The sequence below is a fragment of the Ruegeria sp. HKCCD6426 genome, assembly GCF_057221115.1.
Genome location: NZ_JBWVBF010000009.1, coordinates 1 through 23,971, shown reverse-complemented (window position 1 = coordinate 23,971; position 23,971 = coordinate 1). Strand labels below are relative to the sequence as shown.

The 23,971-nt window shown below is 56.6% G+C and carries 16 protein-coding genes; 11 read left to right on the top strand and 5 right to left on the bottom strand.

Features of this window, described 5'->3' with window-relative positions:
* Positions 1-31: 31 nt before the first annotated feature.
* A complete protein-coding gene (locus AC2TDA_RS20270; protein WP_480880576.1) occupies positions 32-3,232 on the bottom strand; it encodes an ATP-binding protein in 3,201 nt (1,066 codons plus the stop codon).
* Between the two features lie 176 nt (positions 3,233-3,408).
* On the opposite strand from AC2TDA_RS20270, the gene AC2TDA_RS20265 reads away from it, so the two are divergent.
* Entirely contained in the window at positions 3,409-3,819 is a 411-nt protein-coding gene (locus AC2TDA_RS20265; protein ID WP_480880575.1) for a DUF1348 family protein, read from the top strand.
* Between the two features lie 201 nt (positions 3,820-4,020).
* On the opposite strand, the gene AC2TDA_RS20260 is transcribed toward AC2TDA_RS20265, so the two are convergent.
* The gene (locus tag AC2TDA_RS20260) at positions 4,021-4,890 is read right to left on the bottom strand and encodes a LysR substrate-binding domain-containing protein (protein WP_480880574.1); all 870 of its coding nucleotides are present in this window, start codon (positions 4,888-4,890) and stop codon (positions 4,021-4,023) included.
* Positions 4,891-5,008: 118 nt separating this feature from the next.
* Between AC2TDA_RS20260 and AC2TDA_RS20255 the strand changes: the two genes are divergently transcribed.
* From AC2TDA_RS20255 to AC2TDA_RS20245, 3 genes are all read left to right on the top strand, one after another.
* Positions 5,009-6,550 (top strand): trimethylamine methyltransferase family protein, encoded by a 1,542-nt coding sequence (locus AC2TDA_RS20255; RefSeq protein WP_480880572.1) that lies wholly within the window; start codon positions 5,009-5,011, stop codon positions 6,548-6,550.
* Between the two features lie 13 nt (positions 6,551-6,563).
* Entirely contained in the window at positions 6,564-7,655 is a 1,092-nt protein-coding gene (locus AC2TDA_RS20250; protein ID WP_480880570.1) for an aminomethyl transferase family protein, read from the top strand.
* Between the two features lie 231 nt (positions 7,656-7,886).
* Positions 7,887-9,542, top strand: a complete 1,656-nt coding sequence (locus tag AC2TDA_RS20245) for a N,N-dimethylformamidase beta subunit family domain-containing protein (RefSeq protein WP_480880568.1) — start codon at positions 7,887-7,889, stop codon at positions 9,540-9,542.
* 101 nt (positions 9,543-9,643) lie between these two features.
* Here AC2TDA_RS20245 and AC2TDA_RS20240 read toward each other — a convergent pair whose 3' ends face one another.
* Positions 9,644-10,534 carry a LysR family transcriptional regulator gene (locus tag AC2TDA_RS20240; RefSeq protein ID WP_480880566.1) on the bottom strand — a complete coding sequence of 297 codons (891 nt, stop codon included), beginning with the start codon at positions 10,532-10,534 and terminating at the stop codon, positions 9,644-9,646.
* Between the two features lie 109 nt (positions 10,535-10,643).
* On the opposite strand from AC2TDA_RS20240, the gene AC2TDA_RS20235 reads away from it, so the two are divergent.
* The 6 genes from AC2TDA_RS20235 (at position 10,644) to AC2TDA_RS20210 (ending at position 20,346) form a co-directional block, all read left to right on the top strand.
* A complete protein-coding gene (locus AC2TDA_RS20235; RefSeq protein ID WP_480880564.1) occupies positions 10,644-12,188 on the top strand; it encodes a trimethylamine methyltransferase family protein in 1,545 nt (514 codons plus the stop codon).
* Complete coding sequence (locus tag AC2TDA_RS20230; RefSeq protein ID WP_480880562.1) at positions 12,185-13,474, top strand: aspartate aminotransferase family protein; 1,290 nt, start codon at positions 12,185-12,187, stop codon at positions 13,472-13,474. Before AC2TDA_RS20235 ends, AC2TDA_RS20230 begins: the two co-directional genes overlap by 4 nt.
* Positions 13,471-15,870 (top strand): GcvT family protein, encoded by a 2,400-nt coding sequence (locus tag AC2TDA_RS20225; protein ID WP_480880560.1) that lies wholly within the window; start codon positions 13,471-13,473, stop codon positions 15,868-15,870. Before AC2TDA_RS20230 ends, AC2TDA_RS20225 begins: the two co-directional genes overlap by 4 nt.
* Positions 15,870-18,281 (top strand): FAD-dependent oxidoreductase, encoded by a 2,412-nt coding sequence (locus tag AC2TDA_RS20220; protein WP_480880558.1) that lies wholly within the window; start codon positions 15,870-15,872, stop codon positions 18,279-18,281. The genes AC2TDA_RS20225 and AC2TDA_RS20220 overlap by 1 nt, the downstream gene beginning before the upstream one ends.
* Before the next feature lie 3 nt (positions 18,282-18,284).
* Positions 18,285-19,958 carry a thiamine pyrophosphate-binding protein gene (locus tag AC2TDA_RS20215; protein ID WP_480880556.1) on the top strand — a complete coding sequence of 558 codons (1,674 nt, stop codon included), beginning with the start codon at positions 18,285-18,287 and terminating at the stop codon, positions 19,956-19,958.
* 115 nt (positions 19,959-20,073) lie between these two features.
* A complete protein-coding gene (locus AC2TDA_RS20210; protein WP_480880554.1) occupies positions 20,074-20,346 on the top strand; it encodes a hypothetical protein in 273 nt (90 codons plus the stop codon).
* 75 nt (positions 20,347-20,421) lie between these two features.
* Here the strand turns inward: AC2TDA_RS20210 and AC2TDA_RS20205 are convergent, their stop codons facing one another.
* Complete coding sequence (locus AC2TDA_RS20205) at positions 20,422-21,306, bottom strand: LysR family transcriptional regulator (protein WP_480880552.1); 885 nt, start codon at positions 21,304-21,306, stop codon at positions 20,422-20,424.
* Positions 21,307-21,403: 97 nt separating this feature from the next.
* Between AC2TDA_RS20205 and AC2TDA_RS20200 the strand changes: the two genes are divergently transcribed.
* Entirely contained in the window at positions 21,404-22,711 is a 1,308-nt protein-coding gene (locus AC2TDA_RS20200; RefSeq protein WP_480880551.1) for an aminotransferase class I/II-fold pyridoxal phosphate-dependent enzyme, read from the top strand.
* A 175-nt stretch (positions 22,712-22,886) separates the two neighbouring features.
* Here AC2TDA_RS20200 and AC2TDA_RS20195 read toward each other — a convergent pair whose 3' ends face one another.
* A complete protein-coding gene (locus AC2TDA_RS20195; protein ID WP_480880550.1) occupies positions 22,887-23,864 on the bottom strand; it encodes an HpcH/HpaI aldolase/citrate lyase family protein in 978 nt (325 codons plus the stop codon).
* Positions 23,865-23,971: the final 107 nt, after the last annotated feature.

The window sequence follows — 23,971 nt, the reverse complement described above, 5'->3', positions numbered from 1 at the left end:
ATTTCGGCAAATGTCGTTGCACCTATGTTGTTCAAAATCCGGCTAAACCCAATTCCTTCCTGGACTGTGATGCCCGGGACTCCAGAATCGAAGAGTTCTGATCGTGCGCGACCGAAATGGCTTGGTCGAAAGCGCGTATCGCCCCCTCCTTGTCGCCGCGGGCCGAACAGATCTCTCCCTGGATTCTGTACAACTCCGCTTCTGCCCAACGTTCTCCGGTCGCTTTCTGCTCATCAAACGCTCGATCAACCGCTCTTTGCGCGGCATCGGGATTGCCGGATCTCAGCAAGGCTTTCGCCTGTATCGCCAGATAAAGCGTAACCCACAACCAGCAGCCTTTTTCGCGGTATTCCTCAAGTGCTTTATCCAGCTTTGCGTGGGCGCCGTCCTCATCAGCCATACAGGCAAATACCGCGTCATGGATGACGACGAAATTCTGCCACAGGGTCATATCGTGATCTTCAGATACCTTGCGCATTTCGTCGTTGATCTTGCGTGTACGATCAATTTCACCTGCCCAAATCGACAAAGTGACAACGTGCAACCCCGCATAACAGAAGGTGTTCGCGTGTTTCAGTTCACGCGCCCTGGCCATCGCTTTGTTGGCAGTTTCCCAGGCCCCACGTTCATCACCTGTCATCCATTGCGCCAGCAGAGTGTAACACCATATCTGAACGCCCGGGTCCTGCGCGAACTTGGTGGAAAAGTCCACAATCTCGGATGTCTGATAAAGCGAATACGCGGTCTTTAGATCCTCCAGCGCTTCGGATGATCGACCCATCGCGATAAGTGTTGCCGCTCTCATGCGCCGCGAGATCAAATGCGGAATCGGCTCAGGTTCGCTCGCCATTTCTGAAACAAGGCGGCTTACCAGGTCGAATGCACGATAGAGATTGTTTCCGATATACGGCGCAATCCATGTGCCGTAGTAGATCGCGATCTTCAACTCGGAATCCGAAGTCGCCTCGATCCGTTCCAGCGCTTGTGAAAAGGCTGCGCTGGCCTCGGTCGACGCGTAGCCGTCTTTTGAAATATGCACCTGTGCAAGCTGTACAAGCAGTGCAAGTTCCTTTTCCCGCCACTCTGGCTTGTCCAGCAGTTGCGTAACCACATCCAGGGCTGTTCGCAGGTGATTTGCAGCCTCAACATAGGCCGGGCGGGCCTGTGCATTTCTGGCAGCGTCCGCCCACAGCAACACGGCTTTTTCAGTTAATCCGGCAGCTGTCGCATGATGTGCCACCAATTCCGGCGGAACATTTTGATCCGCTTCGAACAGGTCTGTGAGGCGGTTATGTATTTCGATTCTACGGCGTCTGAGCAAGCTCTCGTAGGCGACATCACGAACCAGCGCATGTTTGAAGACATAGGTGGCATCCGGTGGTGTTCCGCGCCGAAAAACCAGTTCGCTGCGTTCCAGCTGCGCCAAAGCATCGTCGAGTGTCCGGTCATCAATCTGTGCAATTTTCGCTAATGAAGTACGGCTGAAATCGCGACCAATGCAGGCAGCGATCTGGGCAATTTCCTTGATCGGTTGAAGCCGGTCAATGCGCGCCATGAGAGAATCGTGTAACGTTGCGGGAATGCTGACCCGGTTGAGCGGGCCCGCCAGTTCAAAGCGGTTTTCGGTTTCGACCAGGTCCCCGGACTCGACGATTGTCTTTGTTAGCTCTTCGATAAAAAGGGGAATGCCGTCGGTCCGGTTGATGATTTCTGCCACCAGTTCGTCAGGCAGATCTTTGCCCTTGGTGATTTTCTTTAGGATGCCTTCGGTCTGATCAGATCCCAAGCGGTTCAGCGTCAACTTCGAAACGATGGGGTGGCCGCCAAACCCATAGGTAAAGCTGGGCCGTCCGGTAATCAGTATCATAACGCGCTCACCTGCAATTCGGTCCAGACAAGCTTCGAGCATTGCAAGTGTCGATGCATCGCTCCAATGTGCATCCTCGACTACTACCAATACCGGTTTTTCGCGCGATAACGCCTGAACTTCCGCAGACGTTTCATTCATAATTCGAACCCTGAGTTGCTGCGGTGTCAGCTCAGGTTTTTCGCCCTGCAAAGCGATGTCGATCTGCAGAAGCTCAGCAATTATCCGATAATCTGCTGCACGAAGCTGCGTACTCAGCTTCGCGAGCTTCTGATCCGCCGTATCGGATTCGAGAAGGTTCATTGCGTGCGAAAGCTGGCCAATGACTGGATAAAAACTCGAATCCGAATGGTAAGGAGAGCAGTGATAACTGATCCGATAGTGATCCTGGGATTTCAACTCGTCAGTTACCGCGCGCGTCAGCCGGGATTTTCCAATGCCGGCCTCACCTGTCAAAATAGTGACTTGCCCCTCGCCCGACTGGGCGCGGCGCCAATGTTCCAAAATCAACCCGAGTTCATTATTTCGCCCAATCATGGGGGAAACAGGGGCGGAATCTTGCGTCTCAAATCGGCTTTCAAGACTGCGTTCTGACGTTATCCGCCACGCGGCAGCTGAGTCTTCAAGGCCCTTGATTTCGAGCTGACCAAGGAACTCAAGCTCGAACGCGTCCGAGATAAGCTGCCGTGTTGCGTCGGACACAATGACCTGCCCGGGTTCCGCCTCGGCCTGCAATCGGGCGGCTAGGTTGGGTGTATCACCAACAACCGTTTCCTCCTGTGCGCTACCCTCACCGATGAGGTCGCCGACAACGACCATTCCCGTGGCGGCGCCAGCGCGCGCAGCAAGAAATGTCCCGTCCGGCGCACGCATGTCTGAGACTGATTGGGTGATTTCCAAGGCTGAACGCACCGCGCGCCTTGCATCATCTTCGTGGGCTTCTGGCCACCCGAAATAGCACAGAACGCCATCACCCATGTATTTGGCAATGTGGCCCTGATACCGTGTTACGATGCCCGCGACAGCATTCTGGTATTCTTTGATAATGTCGCTCATGTCTTCCGGATCCAGACCGGCAGACAACGCTGTTGATCCTGCAAGATCCACAAACAATGTCGTCAAATGGCGCCTTTCGGCCCCGCGCGAGCCATCCGGTGCCGCCATTGTGTCGTCTCCGGATAAACCGGTTTCTTTTGCCGTTATTGCAGCACGGAGCCTTTTGCGCGCTCCCAGAGACAAGCCTATTTCCCGCAGGTCGTCATTCGTCAGATCAAACAGGACGTCCAGATCGATTTCATTTTCGACGAGGCATTCCTCTAGGTTGCCAAGATTCCGCTGCGATAACCATTCACCAAGTTCTGACATACGTTAATGAGACCTTTTATTCTGGCTCTGACTCCAAAGAATTTTCGATCTTGCAAATTGTGGTCCCGATTTCTCAAGGGGCAAGTCTACTCACCGGGGGTCTACGCTAACACCGTAGACATCGGGCAAAGTTGCCGACTAGTCTGGCCTGAACCTTTTTTAACTGTGAGACAAAAATGGGCATAAACACAACGACATTTGAAAAGATGACCGAAGCGTATACCGCCGCATGGAACTCAGGCAACCCTGAGGCGGTTGCCGACTTTTACGCTCCAGAAAAGGGGATAACCATTAACCGAGGCGAAAACCAATTCGGCCGCGAAGCCATGATTGCGATGGCAGGCGGGTTCATGGCGTCATTTCCTGATCTGGTCTTGGTGCGGGATTTTTTTCGTCTGGCAGGCGGTCGCGCCGTTTTCGGATGGACGCTTGAAGGTCACCATGCGGACACGGGAAATTTTGTCAAAGCGAGCGGATGGGAGGAATGGGAGCTAAACGAAACTGGGGCGATTACAAACTCCTTGGGCTGGTTCGACGCTTTGGATTACGAGCACCAGGTCAATGGCGCGAAGCCAAAGACCTCTTAGAAGTATGCCACCCGCCTTTTAGTTTATTGATCGTACCGAAATCGGCCGCAGTGAGCTGAATGTTTCAGAGGCCACCGCGTTGTCATGCTTGCCGATGAGTGCTTCTAAACCAGTTGGAAACCAGCTTAAGAACAGTGTTTCCATATTTCTTCAGCCACAGGTTTATTGTGCCCGTGATCGGTTCTTGAAGTTTCAGTTATGCTATTGGCTTTGAAGCCAATCCAGAAAAGCCTGTACGTTTTTCTGTCTTTCATTTTGTTTCGGGCGGACAAGGAAATATCCGTAGTCGACGAGAGCGTGTGGCGACAGAAAAAACAGCTTCTGGTCTGCTATTTCGCGCTCGATCATTGAATCCATCAGGGCAATTCCCTGGCCGTCGATCACCGCCTGCACCCTGACATTGGGATCCGGGATGATCAGTGTATCCCGGCGTGTCTGATGCGGCAGGTTCGCGACATTCAGCCAATCGGTCCACGCGTTGCTGTCATCGTGATCCCGCAGTAAAATGAGTTCTGATATCGCCTGTTCAATACCCAGTGTCTTGACCATTCCCAGCGCGTCAGCATTGCCAACTGGATAGGCCGGGCAAGGCAGGAACGGGACGACCTCTGCGTCGTTCCATTGCCCGTTTCCCCACCTGATGGCGATATCCACGCCTTGTGCCTCCAGATCAAACAGTCGGACCATCGGTTGCAATCGCAACTGAATTTCGGGGTGCTCCTGCATGAATGACATCAACCGCGGAGACAACCATCGGGCAGCGAAGTAAGTTGAAACACCAACGGTCAGCGTGCTGTAAGATATCCCTTTTAGCGCCAGGATTTCGGCCTCAATTTCCGCATAGTGGCCTTGGCAAGAGGCGAGCAACCTTTGCCCATTGGCGGTCAACTCCACGCCGCGGGCATTACGCCGGAACAGTGGGAACCCCAAGTCCATTTCCAGCGTTTTGACCTGATAGCTGATTGCGCCTTTGGTCATGTTCAAAGATTCAGCGGCGTCCGAAAAACTGCGATGCTGGGCAATTTCGATGAACAGACGCAGAGTATCGTGATGGCGAAATTCAACAGTCATTCCTCAATCGTATGAAATTTTTGAACGCAGTGAGCAAATAAAATCGATTGTTGTTTCCCTGAAACCTAAAAATATAGGCGGGGTAGAAACATTTCTCGGAGTTAATGCGTTGGGGAGAATGAACACTCAAACGCACATTTCTCAACGCGGCCGAGTTCGTCAGGGACGGTTGACCCGACATAATGCAACCTTAGTGGCCCCAGTTTACAGTCGTCGCAAGATTCCAGCTTACAGTCTTCTGGATGAGGGCGCGCTAACCAGAATTGAAACTCAAGCAGATTGGATTTTGGAGCAGATCGGCGTCGAATTCCGCGGTGATGAAGTGGCGCTTGGATTGTTCTCGGATGTCGGTGCGCATGTCGAAGGAAACCGTGTTCGGTTCGAGCCCGGGCATGCAAGGCAGTTATGCGCGACCGCGCCAACCGAGTTTCAAATTCATGGGCGCAATCCGAACCGCACAGTCACATTGGGTGGTGACAATCTGGTGCTCATGCCGGGTTATGGTTCACCTTTTGTCACCGATCTTGAGCACGGCCGGCGGTATGCCACGCTGGAAGATTTCGAGAATTTCGTAAAACTCGCCCATCTTTCCCAGGCGCTGCACCATTCCGGCGGTACGGTGGTGGAGCCGACGGATATTCCTGTGAACAAGCGACATCTCGACATGGTGCGGGCGCACTTCACCCTTTCGGACAAGCCTTTCATGGGTGGTGTCACCTCGACAGTGGCCGCGCAGGACAGTCTGGATTTGGCACGGTTGGTTTTTGGAAATGGGTTTTTGGACGAGCACGCAGTAATGCAAGCCAACATAAATGTGAATTCACCGCTGATCTATGACGAGACGATGTCTGGTTCCTTGCGAATTTACGCTGCCGCCAATCAATGTGTGTGTGTTTCCCCTGCAATTTTTGCCGGTGCGATGGGGCCATTGTCCCCAGCAGCGGTAGCGGCGCAGACCCTAGCTGAAGTCATGGTTGGGATCGCCTTGACCCAGCTTGTGCGCCCGGGTTGTCCAGTCGTTTTTGGCAGTTTCCATTCAACTATGAACCTTAGAACCGGGGCTCTGACCTTTGGCTCGCCCGAGGCCAACCTGACCACCATGGCGGTTTCCCAACTGGGTCGCAGGCTTGGAGTTCCGGTACGCTCGGGTGGGGGTCAGGTTACCGCGTCGAATGCGCCTGATGGTCAGGCGATGCAAGACAGTGCAGATGCATTGTGGGCCACGCTTTTATCCGGCGGCCACCAGATCTGGCATGCGGCGGGATGGCTCGAGGGCGGGTTGGTGATGTCCTATGAGAAATTCATCATGGATCTCGACCACTGCGGCGCAATGCTCAAGATGTTGCAGGGGTTCGAAACGGACGATGAGGCCTTTGGACAGGATGCCTATCTTGAGGTCGGGCCAGGGGAAAACTTCCTCTCTACCAGCCATACACTGCGCCACTACAGCACTGCCAATTTTGAATCGCAGATTCCCGAAGCCGGTCCTTACGAGACATGGGCAGAAAACGGCTGCATGACGACCGATCAGCGCGCGACCGCACGTTGGCGGCAGATGCTGGCGGAATACGAACCGCCTCAGATGCAGGATTGCATCCGCTCTGCGCTGAACGACTACGTGGCAGAGCGAAAAGTCGCGATGCCTGATGAATGGTATTAGGAAAGGACAAGTCATGACCGAAGAACTGAGCCGCAAGTCTGCCCTTGCCTCACGCCACACGGCACTTGGATCGGGGTTGGAGGACTGGAATGGAATGGGCACTGCTTGGACTTACAGCTCGAATCCGAACGATGAGCACGATGCCGTACGCGAGCGTGCCGGGATGTTCGACATGTCACCATTAAAGAAGGTTTTCGTACGAGGCCCCGACGCGCAGGCGGTTCTGGATCATTTGACAACGCGAGACCTGTTCAAATTAGCGGCAGGCAAGGCGGCATACCTTTGCGTTCTGAACGATGCTGGCGGAATTGCTGATGATGCGATCGTGTCGAATAACGGCAATGACGAGTGGATGATCGTGCATGGGTCTGGCGAAACAATGGCATTACTCGAAGCATCGGCACAGGGGCGTGACGTCTCGATCGAGTTTACCGATGAACTGCATGACATTTCAGTGCAAGGCCCCGCTTCACTGGGGATTCTTGACGCACAGTGCGACATCGATCTGGCATCGCTGGGTTACTTCGAGCACAGCCCAGCCCGGCTTTTCGGTCATCCCTGCCGTATTTCGCGAACCGGTTATTCGGGGGAACGCGGTTACGAAATTTTTGCCGATGGCTCAGTGATCACTGATATCTGGGACAAGCTGGCGGAATCCGGAGTAACGCCGTGTTCGTTCACTGCGCTTGATAAGGTCCGGATCGAAGCAGGCCTTCTGTTTTACGGATATGACATGACAGAGGATAACACCCCTTGGGAGGTGGGCCTGGGTTTCACCGTCAGCGCCTCAAAAGGTGAATTTCGTGGAAAAGAAGCGCTGATGGCGGCAAAGGGAAAAGACAACGTCAATAATGTGTGTCTCGAAATTGATCACAACGACATGGTCGAAGGCGGTGAGGTGTTGAAGGTTGAGGGGGCTGAAGTCGGGATAATCAACAGCCCGTGCTATTCGCATCGTCTAAGCAAGTCTATTGCGCTTGCACATGTTCGACCGGGTCTTTCGGTTGGTACGAAATTGACCGTTTCGGGCAATGGTATCGACACGATTGCCACTGTTGTCGCAAGTCCTGTTTACGACCCTGACAAGTTGCGCCCGCGAAGTTAATCGGATCGGCGCAAGCGCAGAGATATTTTCAATGTCATTGCGTCTGTCAGGTGCTACCAGATTTGTCTGGCCCCGGTTGGGACGGCGGCGCCAACAGCTGCCGTTCAATGATGATTTGCTCTTTTGACTTTTCCAAAAGCATAATCGCCTCCACAATAGCCATGGAAGTTTCGGCAGTAGCTGATCTGAACTAGACATGCTCGAACGGAACATCGAAGCAGGCCTAACCACATGGATCTTTCGGAAACCCAAAAGCCAGCCACCACGCCACGTACAAGGGCGAAGGCACGGCATATTCTGGACAATTATTACATAGGCCCGGCCCGGGACGAGAATATCCTGGAAATCTGGGGCTATACCGACCGTATGACCTATTCGCCAGGTGATCGGTTGGAGCTGCGGGTTTCGACTACGGCTGAAAACTGGGATCTTGAGATAGGGCGCGATGGCGCGCAGTACGAACCGTTGCTCAGGAAAGCTGAACTAAGGGGAGTGCATCAGGAGACGTCTCTAGATTGTTCGGTGACTGGTTGCGATTGGGATGTCGGTTATGAATTTACCATCCCCGACGATTGGGTTGAGGGCGGCTATCTGATCACACTCAGCGCTGAAAGAGATGGTGACCGGGTCGAGGAGCACCATCTGATCCTGCTGAGCCGCGCGTCGGACAAGCCACCCGCGCCCTTTGTTTTGGTCTGTGCTACAGGGACTTGGCTGGCCTATAATTGCTGGGGCGGATCCAACCACTACGAAGGGATTGCCGGACCCAACGGCGATGCTTTTTCACCCGTTGTATCAACTCAGCGCCCCTGGACACGGGGGTTTTGCAAATTGCCCGAAGGCGCCCCGCGCACTGTATCGGACGTGCCGCATGTGCCCGGCAGCATGGTGCGCTACCCGTATATGGAATGGGCCTATGCCTATGGTTATTCGAAAAAATACGCCTCAGCCGGATGGGCCAGCTATGAACGCCACTTTGCCCGCTGGGCTGAGGCGCAGGGGTTCGAGTTTGATTTCGCAACCCAACATGATCTGGAAGCTGATCCGCATCTGTTAGAGCGATATAGATGCGCAGTTTTTGTGGGCCATGATGAATACTGGTCCGCAAACATGCGCCATGCCGTGGATAGATACACCGAAAATGGAGGGCGCGTCGCTCGGTTTGGTGGAAACTTCCTGTGGCAAACGCGGATCGAGGATGAGGGCCGTACACAGGTTTGCTACAAATACACCGCCGATCAGGATCCGCTGGTCGGTACGGATCAGGAGCATCTGGTGACGGCTGCCTGGGAGGTCGCGCCGGTGAACTGGCCCGGCGCCGAAACATTTGGTGCCAATGGGTTGAAGGGTGTTTATGCCAGTCTGGGTCGTTGCGTCGGGCAAGGCAGTGGCGGCTTTACCATCTATCGCCCCCAACATTGGGCGTTGAAGGGCGTTCAACTGGGTTATGGTGATCAGTTGGGCGCACAATCCCGTATCTTTGGCTACGAGGTGGATGGCGTGGATTACCGGATGGAAGACGGTCTGCCCTTTGCCACCGGTTCTGATGGGGCCGATCCAAATGTAGAGATTCTAGCTCTCGGGTTGGCAACGAGCATCGAGCCCGAGCATGGTATTTGGGGTGAAACCGTTTATATCGGTGACGCGGATGCGACCTTCAAAGCGCAAGCCCTGTTTGGCGACGTAACGACCGAGACGGTGGACCGCAGCAGTCGCGGCAACGGTGTCATTCTGCATTGGCGACGTGGAAAGGGTGAAGTTTTCAATGCGGGCACATGTGAGTGGGTCGCGGGTCTAACCCGGCGCGACTGGCAAGTTGAACGCGTCACCCGGAATGTGCTGGAAAGGTTTGGCGCTCCGAATTCAGATGACCAACCACTATTGTAGGCGCCAGATCATCGGCTTCACCTCAATATCGATGAAGGCGTTGGTTGGTTGGCCCCCGGCCAAGCTCGTATTTGCTTTCGTGCACTGTTCCGACTGATTGCTCAGCGAGTATTAGTCTCGTTCCGACTACTTTGGGCCGACAGCCAACCCACCACTTTTCGCACTTCCGGTCGCGGCTTGCTGCCGTTCCGGACCTCGACGAAGTATCCATGGGTAGGTGCGATATCTTCTTCGAACAATCTAATCACCCTTTTTTCCGCCAGATCCTGATCAATTAACGGTAGCCAGCCGACAATTACTCCCTGTCCTTCGGCCGCGCCGCGTAAAAGCACATTTGCGTCCTCGAAGATTGGACCTCGTAAGCGATTGACGTTCGGCACATCCATCGCAGCGAACCAATCCAGCCACCCCCAGTGATTTCTCTGATGCATCAATGGCAAATCCATCAGGTCCTCGGGGGCCCTTATGGGACCATGACTGTTGGCGAAATCTTTGGATGCGATCGCCACAGGGCTGAGCTCAAGCAGCTTGATGGCATCGGCTGGCATCTCGGCCATACGGTCCCAGCGGATCACGATGTCTACGTTTTCTCGATCATGGGTGTTTGGTCTGAATGCTGGCAGTACTTCAAGTTCGATGTCACGATGTGCCTCCCAGAAGTCGCTGATCCGGGGCATGAGCCAACGGGCCGTAAAAATCGGCCCCGCAGAGACGCGTACGACTTTGCGAGAGCTGCGATGCAAGGTGCGGACCGCGGATTCCAGTATTCCGAAAGCTTCCGCAGTCGCCTCTGACAATCGCTTGCCGTCCTCAGTCAGCACAACATCGCGCCCCGAGCGTTCAAACAGTTTGACACCCAGCTGGTCTTCCAGTCCACGGATATGGTGACTGACCGCAGTAGGGGTGACGATTAGCTGTTCGGCCGCGGCACGATAACTTCCCAGTCGGGCTGCGGCGTTGAATGCGCGCAAGGCGGGCAGGGAAGGTATCAAGCGAACCTCATAGATAACTTTAGCTCATCATTCGCTGAGAAAACCGCTTTTGTAAACTGATTGCATTGAGCGCAAAGTCGAAGGCGTAGAAAATTCGACTCATGAGTTCATGTCAAAACAAGCCCGACGGCGCGGTCGCAAAGATCGCCTAGCACAAACGACATCCTCAGATTCTACCCCGCCCGTTTGGCCTGGGGTCGCTGGGGGACGCCTGAAACCTCTTTCATCTGAGGAAGTAAAGCGGGTTGAAGACGCTGCATTTTCGCTTTTGGAAACGCTGGGCCTGAGCCAGGCAACCCCGTCGATGATCGCGAAGGTCGTTGCGGCTGGCGGGGCGCTGACTGACGATGGTCGGCTGTTTTTTCCAGAAGACATGGTGCGATGGGCAATTGATGGGGCACAGCGCGGGTTTATCCTGTGTGGTCAGCTGCCAGAGCGCGACCTGAAGATTGAAGGGTCCAGCGTGCACATGTCAACCGGAGGTGCGGCGCCCGGTGTGTTCGATCTGGAGACACACAACTACCGCGATTCCACATTGCAGGATCTCTATGATGCCGCGCGGATCGTGGACCGGATGGACAACATCCATCATTTCAGCCGGTCAGTCGTTGCGCGGGATATCGAAGACAACGCGGTGATGGATCTCAATACGGCCTACGCCTGCCTGTCAGGTACATCCAAACATGTTTCGATCTCGATTACAGAACCACAGAACGTCGCCGAAATTGCGCAACTCTGCTACAGTCTCGCTGGCGGCGAAACCGCGTTTCGTGCCCGACCTTTTCTAACCGTCATGGTTTGCCACGTGGTGCCGCCGATGCGGTTTGCCGAAGAAGCCTGTGACGTTCTGGAACTGGCCATCAGGGCCGGGTTCCCTGTGCAATTGATCAGCGCAGGTCAGGCCGGTGCAACCAGCCCGGCTACGATTGCCGGCTCGTTGGTGCAGGCCGTGGCAGAGACCCTGGCCGGGCTGGTTTTTGCGCGGCTGGTCGATCCGGAGGTCAAGGCAATCTTTGCGCCAAAGCCTCTGGTTGCTGACTTGCGAACTGGTTCGATGAGTGGGGGTGGAGGTGAACAAGCCATTCTGATGGCGGGCGCGGCGCAGATGGGACGACACTGGGACCTGCCCACCAGCTCGATTGCAGGCATTACCGACGCCAAGCGGTTGGACGCACAATACGGCGCCGAGAAATCGCTGGCCGTGACCATGGCAGCGCATGCGGGATCAAATATCGTCACGCAGGCGGCGGGCATGATGTCGAGCCTTCTGGGCGTCAGTCATGCGGCCTATATTGTCGACAACGATTTGTTGGGAAACATCCTGCGCACGATCCGAGGCATCGAAGCGACGCCAGAGAATATCGCCGCTGACGTCATTGCGGCAGTGTGCCGGGGCGAGGGACACTATCTGGGCGAACAGCACACCTTCAGTCGAATGAAGTCGGATTACTTTTACCCGGAGGTCGGCGATCGCCGTGCGCCGCGTGAGTGGCAGGATGATGGTGGGCAGCGCGTTGGCGAGGTAGCACGGGACAAAGCCCGGGAAATCCTGAGCAGCTACTTCCCGGACCACGTGCCCGACGATCTGGACAAGGCCATCAGGGAAAAATTCGATATTCGCCTAAAACGGGCTCAAACCGGAAGACCGGAATGAAAAACCAAGACCAAAGCAGTCGCGCTCGCGCAGCTCTGCCCGGGGGCGTTAGCCACGAATTACGCTATCGCGACCCGCATCCAATTTACATTGAACGTGCATTCCGGGCCGAGAAATGGGACGCCGAAGGACAGCGCTATATCGACTTCAAGATGGGTTCGGCCAGTCAGATGCTGGGCCATTGCCATCCGGCTATCGTCGAAGCGATCCAGAAACAGGCGGAGCGTTCGATCTTTTCTGCAGATTGCCATGTGGCCGAAACCGAATGGGCTGAGTGGATCAACCGACTCTATCCTTCTGCTGAACGGACCCGTTTTACGTCGTCCGGCACAGAGGCCACGATGCTGGCGCTCCGGCTGGGGCGAGCTGTTTCCGGGAAAGATCATGTTCTGCGCGTCGATGGGCATTTCCACGGCTGGCACGACCATGCGTTGAAAGGGGCGAAGCCCGGTAGCACGCAAGCTTCATCGCTTGGAATTCCCGAGGTGATAAATGACCTGATCCACATCTGCGCAGCCAAGCCCGAGGCAATGGAACGCGCGTTGCAGGATGATCGCATCGGAACGGTGATCATCGAGGCTTCGGGTGCGAATTACGGCTGTGTGCCGCTGGCCACCAACACTCTGCGGGCTCTGCACGATGTGGCGCGGGACGCTGGGGTCGTGTTGATCTTTGACGAGATTATCACCGGCTTCCGCTGGTCACCGGGCGGACGGCAGGCACGGGATGGGATCGTGCCGGATTTGACCACACTGGCCAAGATCGCCACCGGAGGTTTGCCGGGGGGCGCGGTTTGCGGCCGGGCAGAGATCATGGAACTGATGAATAACACCACGACCCGCAACGGGTTTGCACCGGCGGTGAGCCACAAAGGCACATTCAACGGCGCGCCTCTGATCGCAGCCGCCGCCTGCGCAGCAATGCCGTTATTGGCAAGTGGCGAGGCACAAGCGCAGGCGGATGCGATGGCAAATCGGATGCGCGAGGGTATGAATGCGGTGCTGGTAGATCAGGGTGTTCGGGGCTTCGCCTATGGCGATAGTTCAGTTTTCCACGTTTTCTTCGGTCGCGACACGTTGGAAGGGCTCAGCCCCGCCGAAATTCGCGGGATGCCCAAACCGATTGTCAAAGCCTATCGCGATGGGATGTTAGCGCGCGGGGTGGATGTGATGTCCTACACCTCGGGTCTGACGTCTGCCGCCCATACGCCCGCTTTGATTGATGAGGCGCTGGAAGCTTTCCGCGAAACTCTATCCGATATGATCCACGATGGAGTGTTGATATGACCCTGCCGACCCAGGCGCGCACTGTCATCATCGGCGGTGGTGTAATCGGCTGTTCAATCGCCTATCACCTCGCACGTGAAGGGCGCAGAGATATTGTTGTGTTGGAACGGTCGAAGCTGACATCTGGTACCACGTGGCACGCTGCCGGGCTGGTGCGCCGCCTACGTCCATCGGCCACGCTTACCAAGCTGATCAACTATTCAATCGACCTGTACGGTGAGTTGGAAATTGAGACGGGACAAGCAACAGGTTGGACGCAGACAGGGTCGCTGACGCTGGCTACTAACCCTGATCGGCTTACCAATATTAGACGGCAGGTTTCGCTTGGTCGGGCCTTTGGACTTGAAGCCGAAGTGGTCGACGCCGCGCGCGCCAAGGAGTTTTGGCCTCTGATCGAGGTGGATGATGTGATTGGCGCGGTCTGGTCGCCGGCGGATGGGCGGGTCAACCCGTCGGACGTCGCGCTGGCGCTGTCGAAAGGTGCCCGGGCGCGCGGGGTGAATTTTTTTGAAGACACTCGGGTGACCGGGTTGCTGAAGAAAGGTGGCCGGGTCTCAGGTGTGGAAATTGAGTCCCATGTCATCGAGGCTGAAGAAGTGGTGATCGCCAGCGGTCTGTGGTCGCGCGAAGTTGCGGAAATGGCAGGCGCGCACATGCCGCTCTACGCTTGTGAACACTTCTATATCCTCACGAAGCCGCTTGCCGAGGTGCAGGCACTGGGCAAGGGCGCGCATCTGCCCACACTCAACGATCAGGATGCCTATCTATATGCCCGCGATGACGTCGAGGGGCTGTTGGTCGGCTCTTTCGAGCCTCATGCCAAGGGTATCTCCACCAAAGATCTGCCTGCGGATTTCTCTTTCGACTTGTTGGACGAAGACTGGGACCATTTCATGCCGATGATGGAGAACGCGCTGCGCCGCATTCCCGCGCTGGAAACAGCCGAGGTGCGAATGCTCTTGAACGGACCCGAGAGTTTCACGCTCGACAGCCAGTTCATGCTGGGCGAAAGCCCGGAGGTTCCGGGGCTTTTTCTGATGGGAGGGATGAACTCTACCGGAATCGCCTTGGCCGGAGGTGCGGGAAAGGCGATGGCAGAATGGATCATTGCCGGAGAGCCGACTATGGAGCTGAACGAAGCCGACATTCGCCGCTTTAGCCCGGAAATGAATGTGCTGGGGGCGCTGGAGGCACGAATTCCTGAAGTGTTGGGGCGGCACTATGACAACCCCTATCCGGGCCGGTCAATGGATACCGCCAGGGGGCAGCGCCGCTCACCGATCCATGTCGGGCTGGTCGCCGCTGGTGCGCGGTTCGAGGGGCGCGGCGGTTGGGAGCGTGCTGCGCATTTCGGTGGCGAGGCTGCTCATCTTCCGCTCACCTTTGGCACGCCGGCCTGGCGTGACCAGGTGCGGCAGGAAGTTGAAGCCTGCCGCAGTGGGGCGGCTATTTTGGACCAGTCGGCATTCGGCAAGATCATGGTGCAGGGACCGGATGCCTGCGCCTTCCTCAATCGTCTTTGTGCCGCGCAAATGGATATTGAACCGGGTCGCATTGCCTATACGCAGATGCTCAACGCACGCGGCGGTGTGGAAAGCGATCTGACTGTGCAGCGGCACGGGCCGGACACATATCTGATGGTTGTTGGTGCTGGCGAGGTTGTGCGCGACCTGAAGCGGATGCGCGACACCAAAGGCAAATTTCGGGTTGAGTTTACGGATGTGACCAGCGGCTATGCCATTCTGGGGCTCTGTGGTGCCAAGGCGCGCGATGTGTTGCAAGCTACATCGAATACACCCTTGCCCGATCTCAAGCGCTTTGGTTTTGCCCCGATCGAGGTTGGATTTGCCCGCGGCTGGGCGGGTCGGCTGAGCTTTACAGGCGAAGAGGGGTACGAACTTTATATCCCGTCCGACATGGCAATGGCGGCGCACGAGGCACTTGTCGCAGCGGGTGCTACCCATGCTGGCCTCTACGCCAGCGGATCGCTTCGGATCGAGAGCGGATTCCGCGCGTTCGGTCACGAATTGACGCCGGGGATCACGCCGCAGGAAGCCGGGCTGGGTGCCTTCTGCGCATTCGGCACCGGATTTGTCGGTGAAGACGCCCTGAAAAGAGCCGGAACACCCACCCGACGCGTCGTGTCACTGCTGTTTGATGACGTTGAGGCCATCCCAATTCATGACGAGCCGGTTTATTTCGATGGCAAGGTTGTAGGGCAGATAACTTCGGCTGCGTGGAGCTACCGGTTTGGGCGCTCGGTGGCGCTGGCATTAATCGGCGCGCCACTGGAGCTGCTGGTCGGACGAGATGTCGTGACCGGTTTCCAGGTCGACATCGCGTGCACCCTTTTTGATGCAACAGTTTCTCTCAACCCTGCCAAGGAGGCGTTCTGATGTCGGACACGATCCGCACCACACAGGTCGCCATCATCGGCGGCGGCATCATGGGCGTTGCTGCCCAGTATCAACTCGCTGAAAACGGCTGGACGGACACGATCCTGTTCGAAAAGGCAGAGTTGACCAGCGGCACAACCTGGCATGCTGCCGGACAGATCGCCCATGCGGTCGGTAGCAGGGTTATGGGCTGGGTCAACAAGACCTCCATCGAAACCTACAAACGTGCCGAACAGGAAACTGGCCAAAGCATCGGTTGGCACGAAGTCGGCGGGCTGCGTATCGCGACCACGGATGATGAGGTTGACTGGATGAGGTCAATCATGGGCGTCGGCAAGTTGCTCGATTTGCCGATGGAACTGGTTGGCCCGGAAGAGATCGCCAAGGTCAACCCTTTCTACAAGGTGGATGACGTCAAGGCAGCCGTGCGTACTTTTGCGGATGGGCATATTGACCCCTCGGGTGTGACCATGGCGCTGGCAGCGGCCTCACGTGCACGGGGCGCGAAAATCGAACGGCGAAATCAGGTTTTTGGAGCGAGCCGCAAGGGCGGTATGTGGCTGCTGCGTACCGAGAAAGGTGATGTGCTGGCCGAACATGTGGTGATTGCGGCTGGATCTTACGCCAATCAGGTCGGCGAATGGTTCGGATTGAAAGTCCCATCGGTCAGTTGCCTGCACCATTATCTGGTCACGGACACTGTGCCGGAATTCGAAGGCCGCCCCGAACTGCCCGTGATGCGCGACAACGCCTTTGGGGGCTATATACGGCAGGAACAGAAATCCGGACTCATCGGGATTTATGAAGGCCATGTCTGCCCGACCGTCTGGGAAATGCCCGAAGGCGCCCCTTGGGCGGCCGAGAATGAGCTTTTCGAGGCTGACTATGACTCGATCGGCGATTTTCTGATGATCGCTTTCGACAAAATGCCGATCCTGGCCGAGCTGGGGATCAAACGCGTTGTGCGTGGCGCCATAACGCACACACCTGACGGGGGTATGCTGGTTGGCCCCTCCGGCGCTTCGAATGTCTGGCTTTCCTGCGGGTCGTCCATTGGTCTGGCCTGGGGCGGCGGCGCGGGCAAGATCTTGGCCGATTGGATGGTCCATGGTGAAACCTCAATCAACACGCGGAGTATAGACCCCCGCCGTTATGGCGATTTCACCAACGACCGTTTCATTGTCGAGCGCACCAAAGACGAATTCATGCGCCGTCATGACACGCCTTGCCCGGGCAAACAATTCAATGCGCTGCGTCCGGTCAACCGTCACCCGCTATATGACCGGTTGGCGGATAAGGGCGCCGTGTTCGGTGAGGTCGCCGGCTGGGAACGTCCTCGTTACTTCGGCGACATCGGTGAAACCGAAAAGATCGGCTGGGGTCACCAACCCTGGCACCTAAACGCTTTGCGCGAGGCCCAAGCGACGCGTGAAGCAGCGGGTGTGATAGACCTGTGCGCGTTTGCGCAATTCGAGATCACCGGCAAGGATGCAGGTGCCTTGCTGGATCGGTTGTCGGCCAATCGGATACCGCGCACGGACGGCCGAATGAGCCTCAATCATCTGCTGACGGACAAGGGTCGGTTCGAGACCGAGATCACCATTTGGCGTATCGCTGAGGACCGGTATTTTACGGGTTCTCCGATCGCTCGGGCCAATCCTGATTTCGACTGGATCCGAAGCCATATTCAACCCGGTGAAGACGTGCAGATGACCAACTGCAGCGCCGATTGGGGGATGCTGGCCCTGTCCGGTCCGGCCTCGCGCCGCATCCTGTCGCAGCTGACAGATGCTGATCTCTCCAACGTGTCTTTCCCGTGGCTTTCGGGACAGGAAATAGCCGTGGCGGGCGTGCGCTGCTACGCGCTGCGCGTATCTTTCGTCGGTGAACTTGGCTGGGAACTGCACGCACCGTTGGACCGCATTGCCGAGGTCTACGACGCTCTGTTTCAGGCAGGTGCCGCGCATGGGCTAACCGATCTCGGCTCTTACGCCTTCAACGGTATGCGCATGGAAAAAGCATTTCGCGCCAGCGGTGAGCTGACCACCGATATCGGCCCATTCGATGTGGGGCTCGAGCGTTTTGTTGTATCCGATGGCCGTGAATTTCTAGGCAAGGAGGCGTTGCTTGCGCGCGACCCCGAATGGGAGCTGTTCTATGCGGAACTTCACGCCAATGACATCGATATTCGAGGCGGCGAACCGGTTTTGCTGAACGGTCAGCCCGTGGGCCTGACCACGTCGGGCGGTTACGGCTACACTGTCGACAAGTCTCTGGGTTGGCTTTTTGTGAAAAAGGGCGCGCCGCGCGAAGGTCTTAGCGTGCAATTGTTGAACAAGGTCTATCCCGTGACCGTACATAACGCCCCGCAATACGACCCTGACAACCAGCGCCCAAGATCCGAGGACTGAGACATGACAACAATTACAGGCGGTGAAGTCGTCTATCGCGTATTGAAAGCCAACGGCATCGACACTGTGTTCGGTCTTTTGGGTGGCTCAATGCTGGAACTCTATGATGCCATGTATAAGGGCGGCCAGATCAACTATGTCGGCGCGCGGGATGAACGCGCGGCGGGGCATATGGCGGATGCCTGGGCGCGTATGACCGGTAAGCCCGGCGTAGTGCTTGGGGCGCAGGCCGGGCCCGGGGTGGTAAATATCGTAACCGCTGTGGCCGAGGCGCATCTGGCTTATTCTCCGATGGTGGTGATTGCCGGGGCAATTACTCGCGCTGATCAGCACAAAGACACCTTTCAGGAGGTCGATCAGGTCGCCCTGTTTGCACCAATTTCCAAACGCTCGGTTATGGTCACCGATTCGTCGCGGTTGGCGCCCATGCTCGAAGACGCCATCCGGTTGGCCAATACTGGTCGTCGCGGCCCGGTCGTGCTTCATGTGCCGCGTGATCTTTTTGCCGCCGACATTCCCGCCATAACCCCGAAACCGCTGAAAATTGCCCGTCCGGGGCCAGCTGCACCAGTGGATATCGCAGCAATTTCCGAGATGCTGACCGCGGCCGAACGCCCGGTGATATTCGCCGGTGGCGGGTTTAAATGGGGCGCTGGGCGCGATGCTTTGACAGCCCTTGCGGAAAAGCTGGAAGTGCCAGTGGTTTCCTCGACCGGCCATGCGGATGTGATGCGCCACAGACACCCCTGGTTTGCCGGTCAAGCTGGTCCGCGCGGCAATCGTGTGGCCAGCCGCCTGACGAAAGAGGCCGACGTGATGGTCGTGCTGGGCGCGCGGCTTGGATTCAATTCGACCTTCCACAGCAATGACTACGTCGGATCAGATACGCGCATTGCGCATGTGGATGTCGAAGGTTCTGCCGTGGGGCGGTATTTCCCGGCAGAGATTGCGGCACAGGGTGATGCCCGATTGACGGCCGAGGCGCTGACGTTTGCGACCCCAAAACCATGTTGCGACGCCTGGCGTGACAGCTTCCATGCGGATATGGAAAGCCTTTGGGCAGAGCGCGCGGAAGAGGCGGCCATCTCCAGTCTTCCCATGCATCCGCGCCGCGCTCTGGCCGAGTTGCGTGATGCGCTGCCCGAGGATGCAATCGTCACACTGGATACGGGCAATACCTGCCTACAGGCGGCCGACCGCCTTGCCCATTACACGCCGATGTCGTTGATCACGCCGCTTGACTTCGGTCTGGTAGGCTTCGGTCTTGCCGCGGCTATTGGTGCCAAGGCTGCTGCCCCAGATCGCCCTGTTGTCGCGGTTATGGGTGATGGAGCCATCGGCTACACAATGATCGAAATTCAGACAGCTATCTCGCACAATTTGCCCGTAACTATTGTTGTTCTGGACAACGAGGCCTGGGGTGCCGAGAAAGCCTATCAGCAGGAATTCTATGGCGGGCGTCTTTTGGGTGCAGAAATCCAGTCACCGCGCTATGACAAATTCGCCGAGCTTTGTGGTGGCAAGGGCATTTGGGTCGAAGGACCAGGCGGAATGGCACCGGCCTTGCAAGAAGCCATCGCATCGAACCAAACCACGATTATTCAAGCCAAGATTGATCCCGGCGCCTTGATGACGCTACGCAAGGATCTGTTCAAGGCACCGCAGGAAGCGACATAGGCGTTTGCACGCAAGATACCGCCATTTTAAGTGCCGGAGCGAGTGGATAGGCCGAAGACATGGAACGAAAAATGACGGCGAGTAACGTTTCATCACCTGACAGGAGGTCGGCCAAATGGGCGACCCCTATGATCGAAACATACGCTCGCGCGATCTTCATCGACTGGTTGCCACGGTGAGCGCACTAGGAATCGCCGGAGTGCCTGGTGACATACGAGAAGCCGCCACGGCCTATGGGGCTACCAAGCGGTTCCTGTTATCCAAAGTGGTCCAGTCGTTGGCGATGCGGTCGATCATGACCGGAGCAGACCAGACGCTGCTGATGTGCCTGTCGATGGTGCGGGATCGGATTGTTCAGGGCGAAATTGAAGGGACCAAGGGCAGATAATCCTAAACGTGAGCGGCGGGTTAAGTCCATACCATCGAAATTGGTCGCGTCCGCAGATGCTCTAACTTGCAACGCTCACACGCTCTTTTGTAGTAATCCGGCAATCTCGTCGATCTCCGGTCGCCGTCTCGACTTGTGCGGAAGTTCCAAGATCAACGAGCGACCGCTTGAACACGATTTCTGGGAGACCCTGCAAAGGTGACCAGCCGCCAGAGCCTGTTCTATCAAATACGCGTGCCCTATCAAAAGACCAGCTCCGGCTTTGGCTTCTTCAACGGCCAGACTGTAAAGCGAGTAATGAGGACCATTTTGGGGATCATCCAGCGGGACACCGCATTTTTTGGACCAATTCGACCAATCGCCCAGCCATGTCCGATCGTGCAGCAAAGGAACGGACTCGAAGGGAAGGCCGTCCCCCAGATGTTTGGCGATTTTTGGAGAGGCGACCGGAAACAGGATGTCCGGAGAGATCACGATCTGATCTGCGTCTTCATCCGGTATACCGAAGAATATGGAAAGATCGAACAGCTCTCTTGTCAAGCTGGGAGGTGTTTCCAACGCGGTTACTGAAAAACTGATGTCCGGATATGCCTCTCGGATTTCTCCAAGCCGCACCGGTAGCCAGAGTTGTGCTATCGACGGTAGGGCAGCGATCTGAATATCAACGTTGGGACGCAGATTTCGAAGATTATGCGTTGCAGCTGCCAGTGCATCAAAGGCATGGGTGAAATCTTTTGTCTGGCTTCGCCCTGCCGGCGTCAACTGTACGCCTTGCGCGTTTCTCTGAAACAACGCGACGCCTGCCCAAGCTTCCAGCGCCTTGATATGCTGCGAAATTGCACCCGGCGTCACACTCAATTCGTCAGCGGCGGCGACAAAACTTCCCAGTCGCGCGGCTGTCTCAAAGGCACGCAATGCGTTCAGCGGAGGGCCTTTGGGGCGGGGTGGTGAAACGGTCATTTTCTTAGCCTTAGTTTTTCTACGCCAAGAAATAGCAAATCTGAGTTGCGAAGTCATTCGATCTGATCACACTTGTCGTGAATTGGAGGACACTGACATGACCATCGAAACCAGGAATTGGGTTCCGACTGCTTGCGAAACATTAATTCAGGACATCGCGGAGCAGACCTCGCGCGCATCGTCGAATTCTGTGCTGGAGCGGATTGAACATCTTGCGGAAAGGAACCGGGAGATCCACGAAAAGGAGTGTTTCAATCTCAATCCTGCGACAAACGTCATGAACCCGAAGGCTGAGGCGCTGCTGGCGTCCGGGATCGGTTCGCGCCCGTCACTAGGCTATCCCGGCGACAAGTACGAAATGGGTCTGGAGGCTATCGAAGAAATCGAAGTCATCGCCGCAGAACTCTGTGCCGAGGTCTTTGATGCGAAATATGCGGAAATCCGGGTGCCGTCCGGAGCGATTGCGAACCTCTATGGCTTTATGGCCACCTGTAAGCCGGGTGATACAATTATTGCCCCACCGTCTTCAATCGGCGGGCACGTGACTCACCATGTAGGGGGGTGCGCCGGGCTGTTCGGTCTCAGGACCATCGATGCGCCGACGGATGCCGACGGATATACAGTCGATCTCGGCCGGCTGCGTCAGATCGCACTGAAAGAGCGGCCCAAGTTGATCACGGTTGGCGGTAGCCTGAACCTGTTTGAACACCCGGTTGCAGAGGTGCGGGCAATCGCAGATGAAATTGGGGCCAAGGTAATGTTCGATGCTGCCCATCAATGTGGGATCATTGCAGGAAAGGCTTGGCGTAATCCCCTTGCCGATGGCGCGCATTTTATGACGATGAGCACGTACAAAAGTCTCGGCGGACCTGCGGGCGGGCTAATTGTCACCAATGACGCTGAGATCGCAAAATCGCTTGATGCCATTGCCTTTCCTGGGATGACGGCGAATTTCGATGCCGCGAAGTCGGCGGCTCTTGCTGTGACAATGCTGGATTGGCGTGACTACGGCGCTGAATACGCGACCGAGATGGTGAGCATGGCCGCGGCATTGGCCGCAGCTCTCGATGCAAAGGGGGTACCTGTATTCTCTGGCAGGGGCGGATTCACCGCGTCACACCAGTTTGCAGTGTTGGCTGAGCGTTTTGGCGGCGGGCAGGCCGCGTCAAAACTGTTGAGGAAAAGCGGATTTCTGGCCTGCGGTATTGGCTTGCCAGTGCCCGAGGTAAACGGCGACATGAACGGGTTGCGCATGGGCACCCCCGAGTTGGTTCGCTGGGGCATGACAGTAGGCGACACGGATCGGCTGGCTTCTTTGATAACTGATGGGTTGGCCGGAAAGGACATTGCGAACCAAGTGGCAGATTGGCGGCAGGAGTTCTCAAAGATGCGTTTTGTCCACTAGGTCAAACGTTAAGTGGATGAGTTGGCCTCCGATCATGGGCCAGCTTTGGGGACAGGATCGGATTGGCGATAACTACTTGGTGCAAGCAGGCGGGCGCAAAGGCAATCGGAGTCTGGGCTTGCAGATGTGCGAGAGCCAATCGGCATCGCACATCCGCATTTCACGCCAGAACAGCTCAGGCCGCTGCGATCTGGCCAGCCTTTTCAACCAGTACTTCTGCCTGACGGATTGAGGCATAATCGATCAGCCGACCATCCAATGACACAGCGCCTTTGCCCGACGCTTCTGCTTCGGACATCGCGACTAGAATGCGCTGGGCTTTGTTCACTTCGGCATCAGACGGAGACATGACTTCATTGGCCAACGCAATTTGGCTGGGGTGAATGGCCCATTTGCCCTCGCAACCCAGAACTGCAGCGCGTTTGGCGGCCGCGCGATACCCGTCCGGATCTTTGAAATCGCCAAAAGGTCCGTCGATGGGGCGCAAACCGTTGGCACGTGCTGCGACCACCATTCGGGCCAGCGCGTAATGCCACATGTCACCCCAGTGCGTCAGGCGGCCCCCTTCCGGGTCCGCGTCAGTCAGAACAGAGTAATCCGGGTTTACGCCACCGATGATCGTGGTCCGTGCGCGGGTTGAGGCGGCATAATCCGCAACCCCGAAATGCAGGCTTTCGTTGCGCTTTGACGCGGCAGCAATCTCGCTGACATTCTGCATGCCCAGTGCCGTTTCGATGATGTGCTCGAACCCGATCCGCTTCTTGTAGCCTTTGGCGTCCTCGATCTGGGTCACCAGCATGTCGACCGCATAAACGTCAGCGGCAGTTCCAACCTTAGGGATCATGATCAGGTCCAGCCGTTCACCGGCCTGCTCTACCACATCCACCACGTCGCGGTACATATAGTGGGTGTCCAGCCCGTTGATCCGCACCGACATGGTCTTGTTGCCCCAGTCGATGTCGTTCAGCGCTTCGATGATGTTCTTGCGGGCCTGCTCCTTTTCGTCAGGCGCGACGGCGTCTTCCAGATCGAGGAAAATGACGTCCACATCTGATTTTGCGGCCTTTTCAAACATTCCCGGCTGACTGCCGGGGACGGCCAATTCACTACGGTTCAAGCGGGCAGGGGCTTGGTCGATGTTATGAAAGCTCATGATTTGGTGTCCTTCGTCTTACAGGTTCGGATACAGGGGGAATCGTGCGCAGAGGTCTGCGACTTCGGCTTTGACCTTGGCCTCGACCGCGCCGTTGCCGTCCTCGC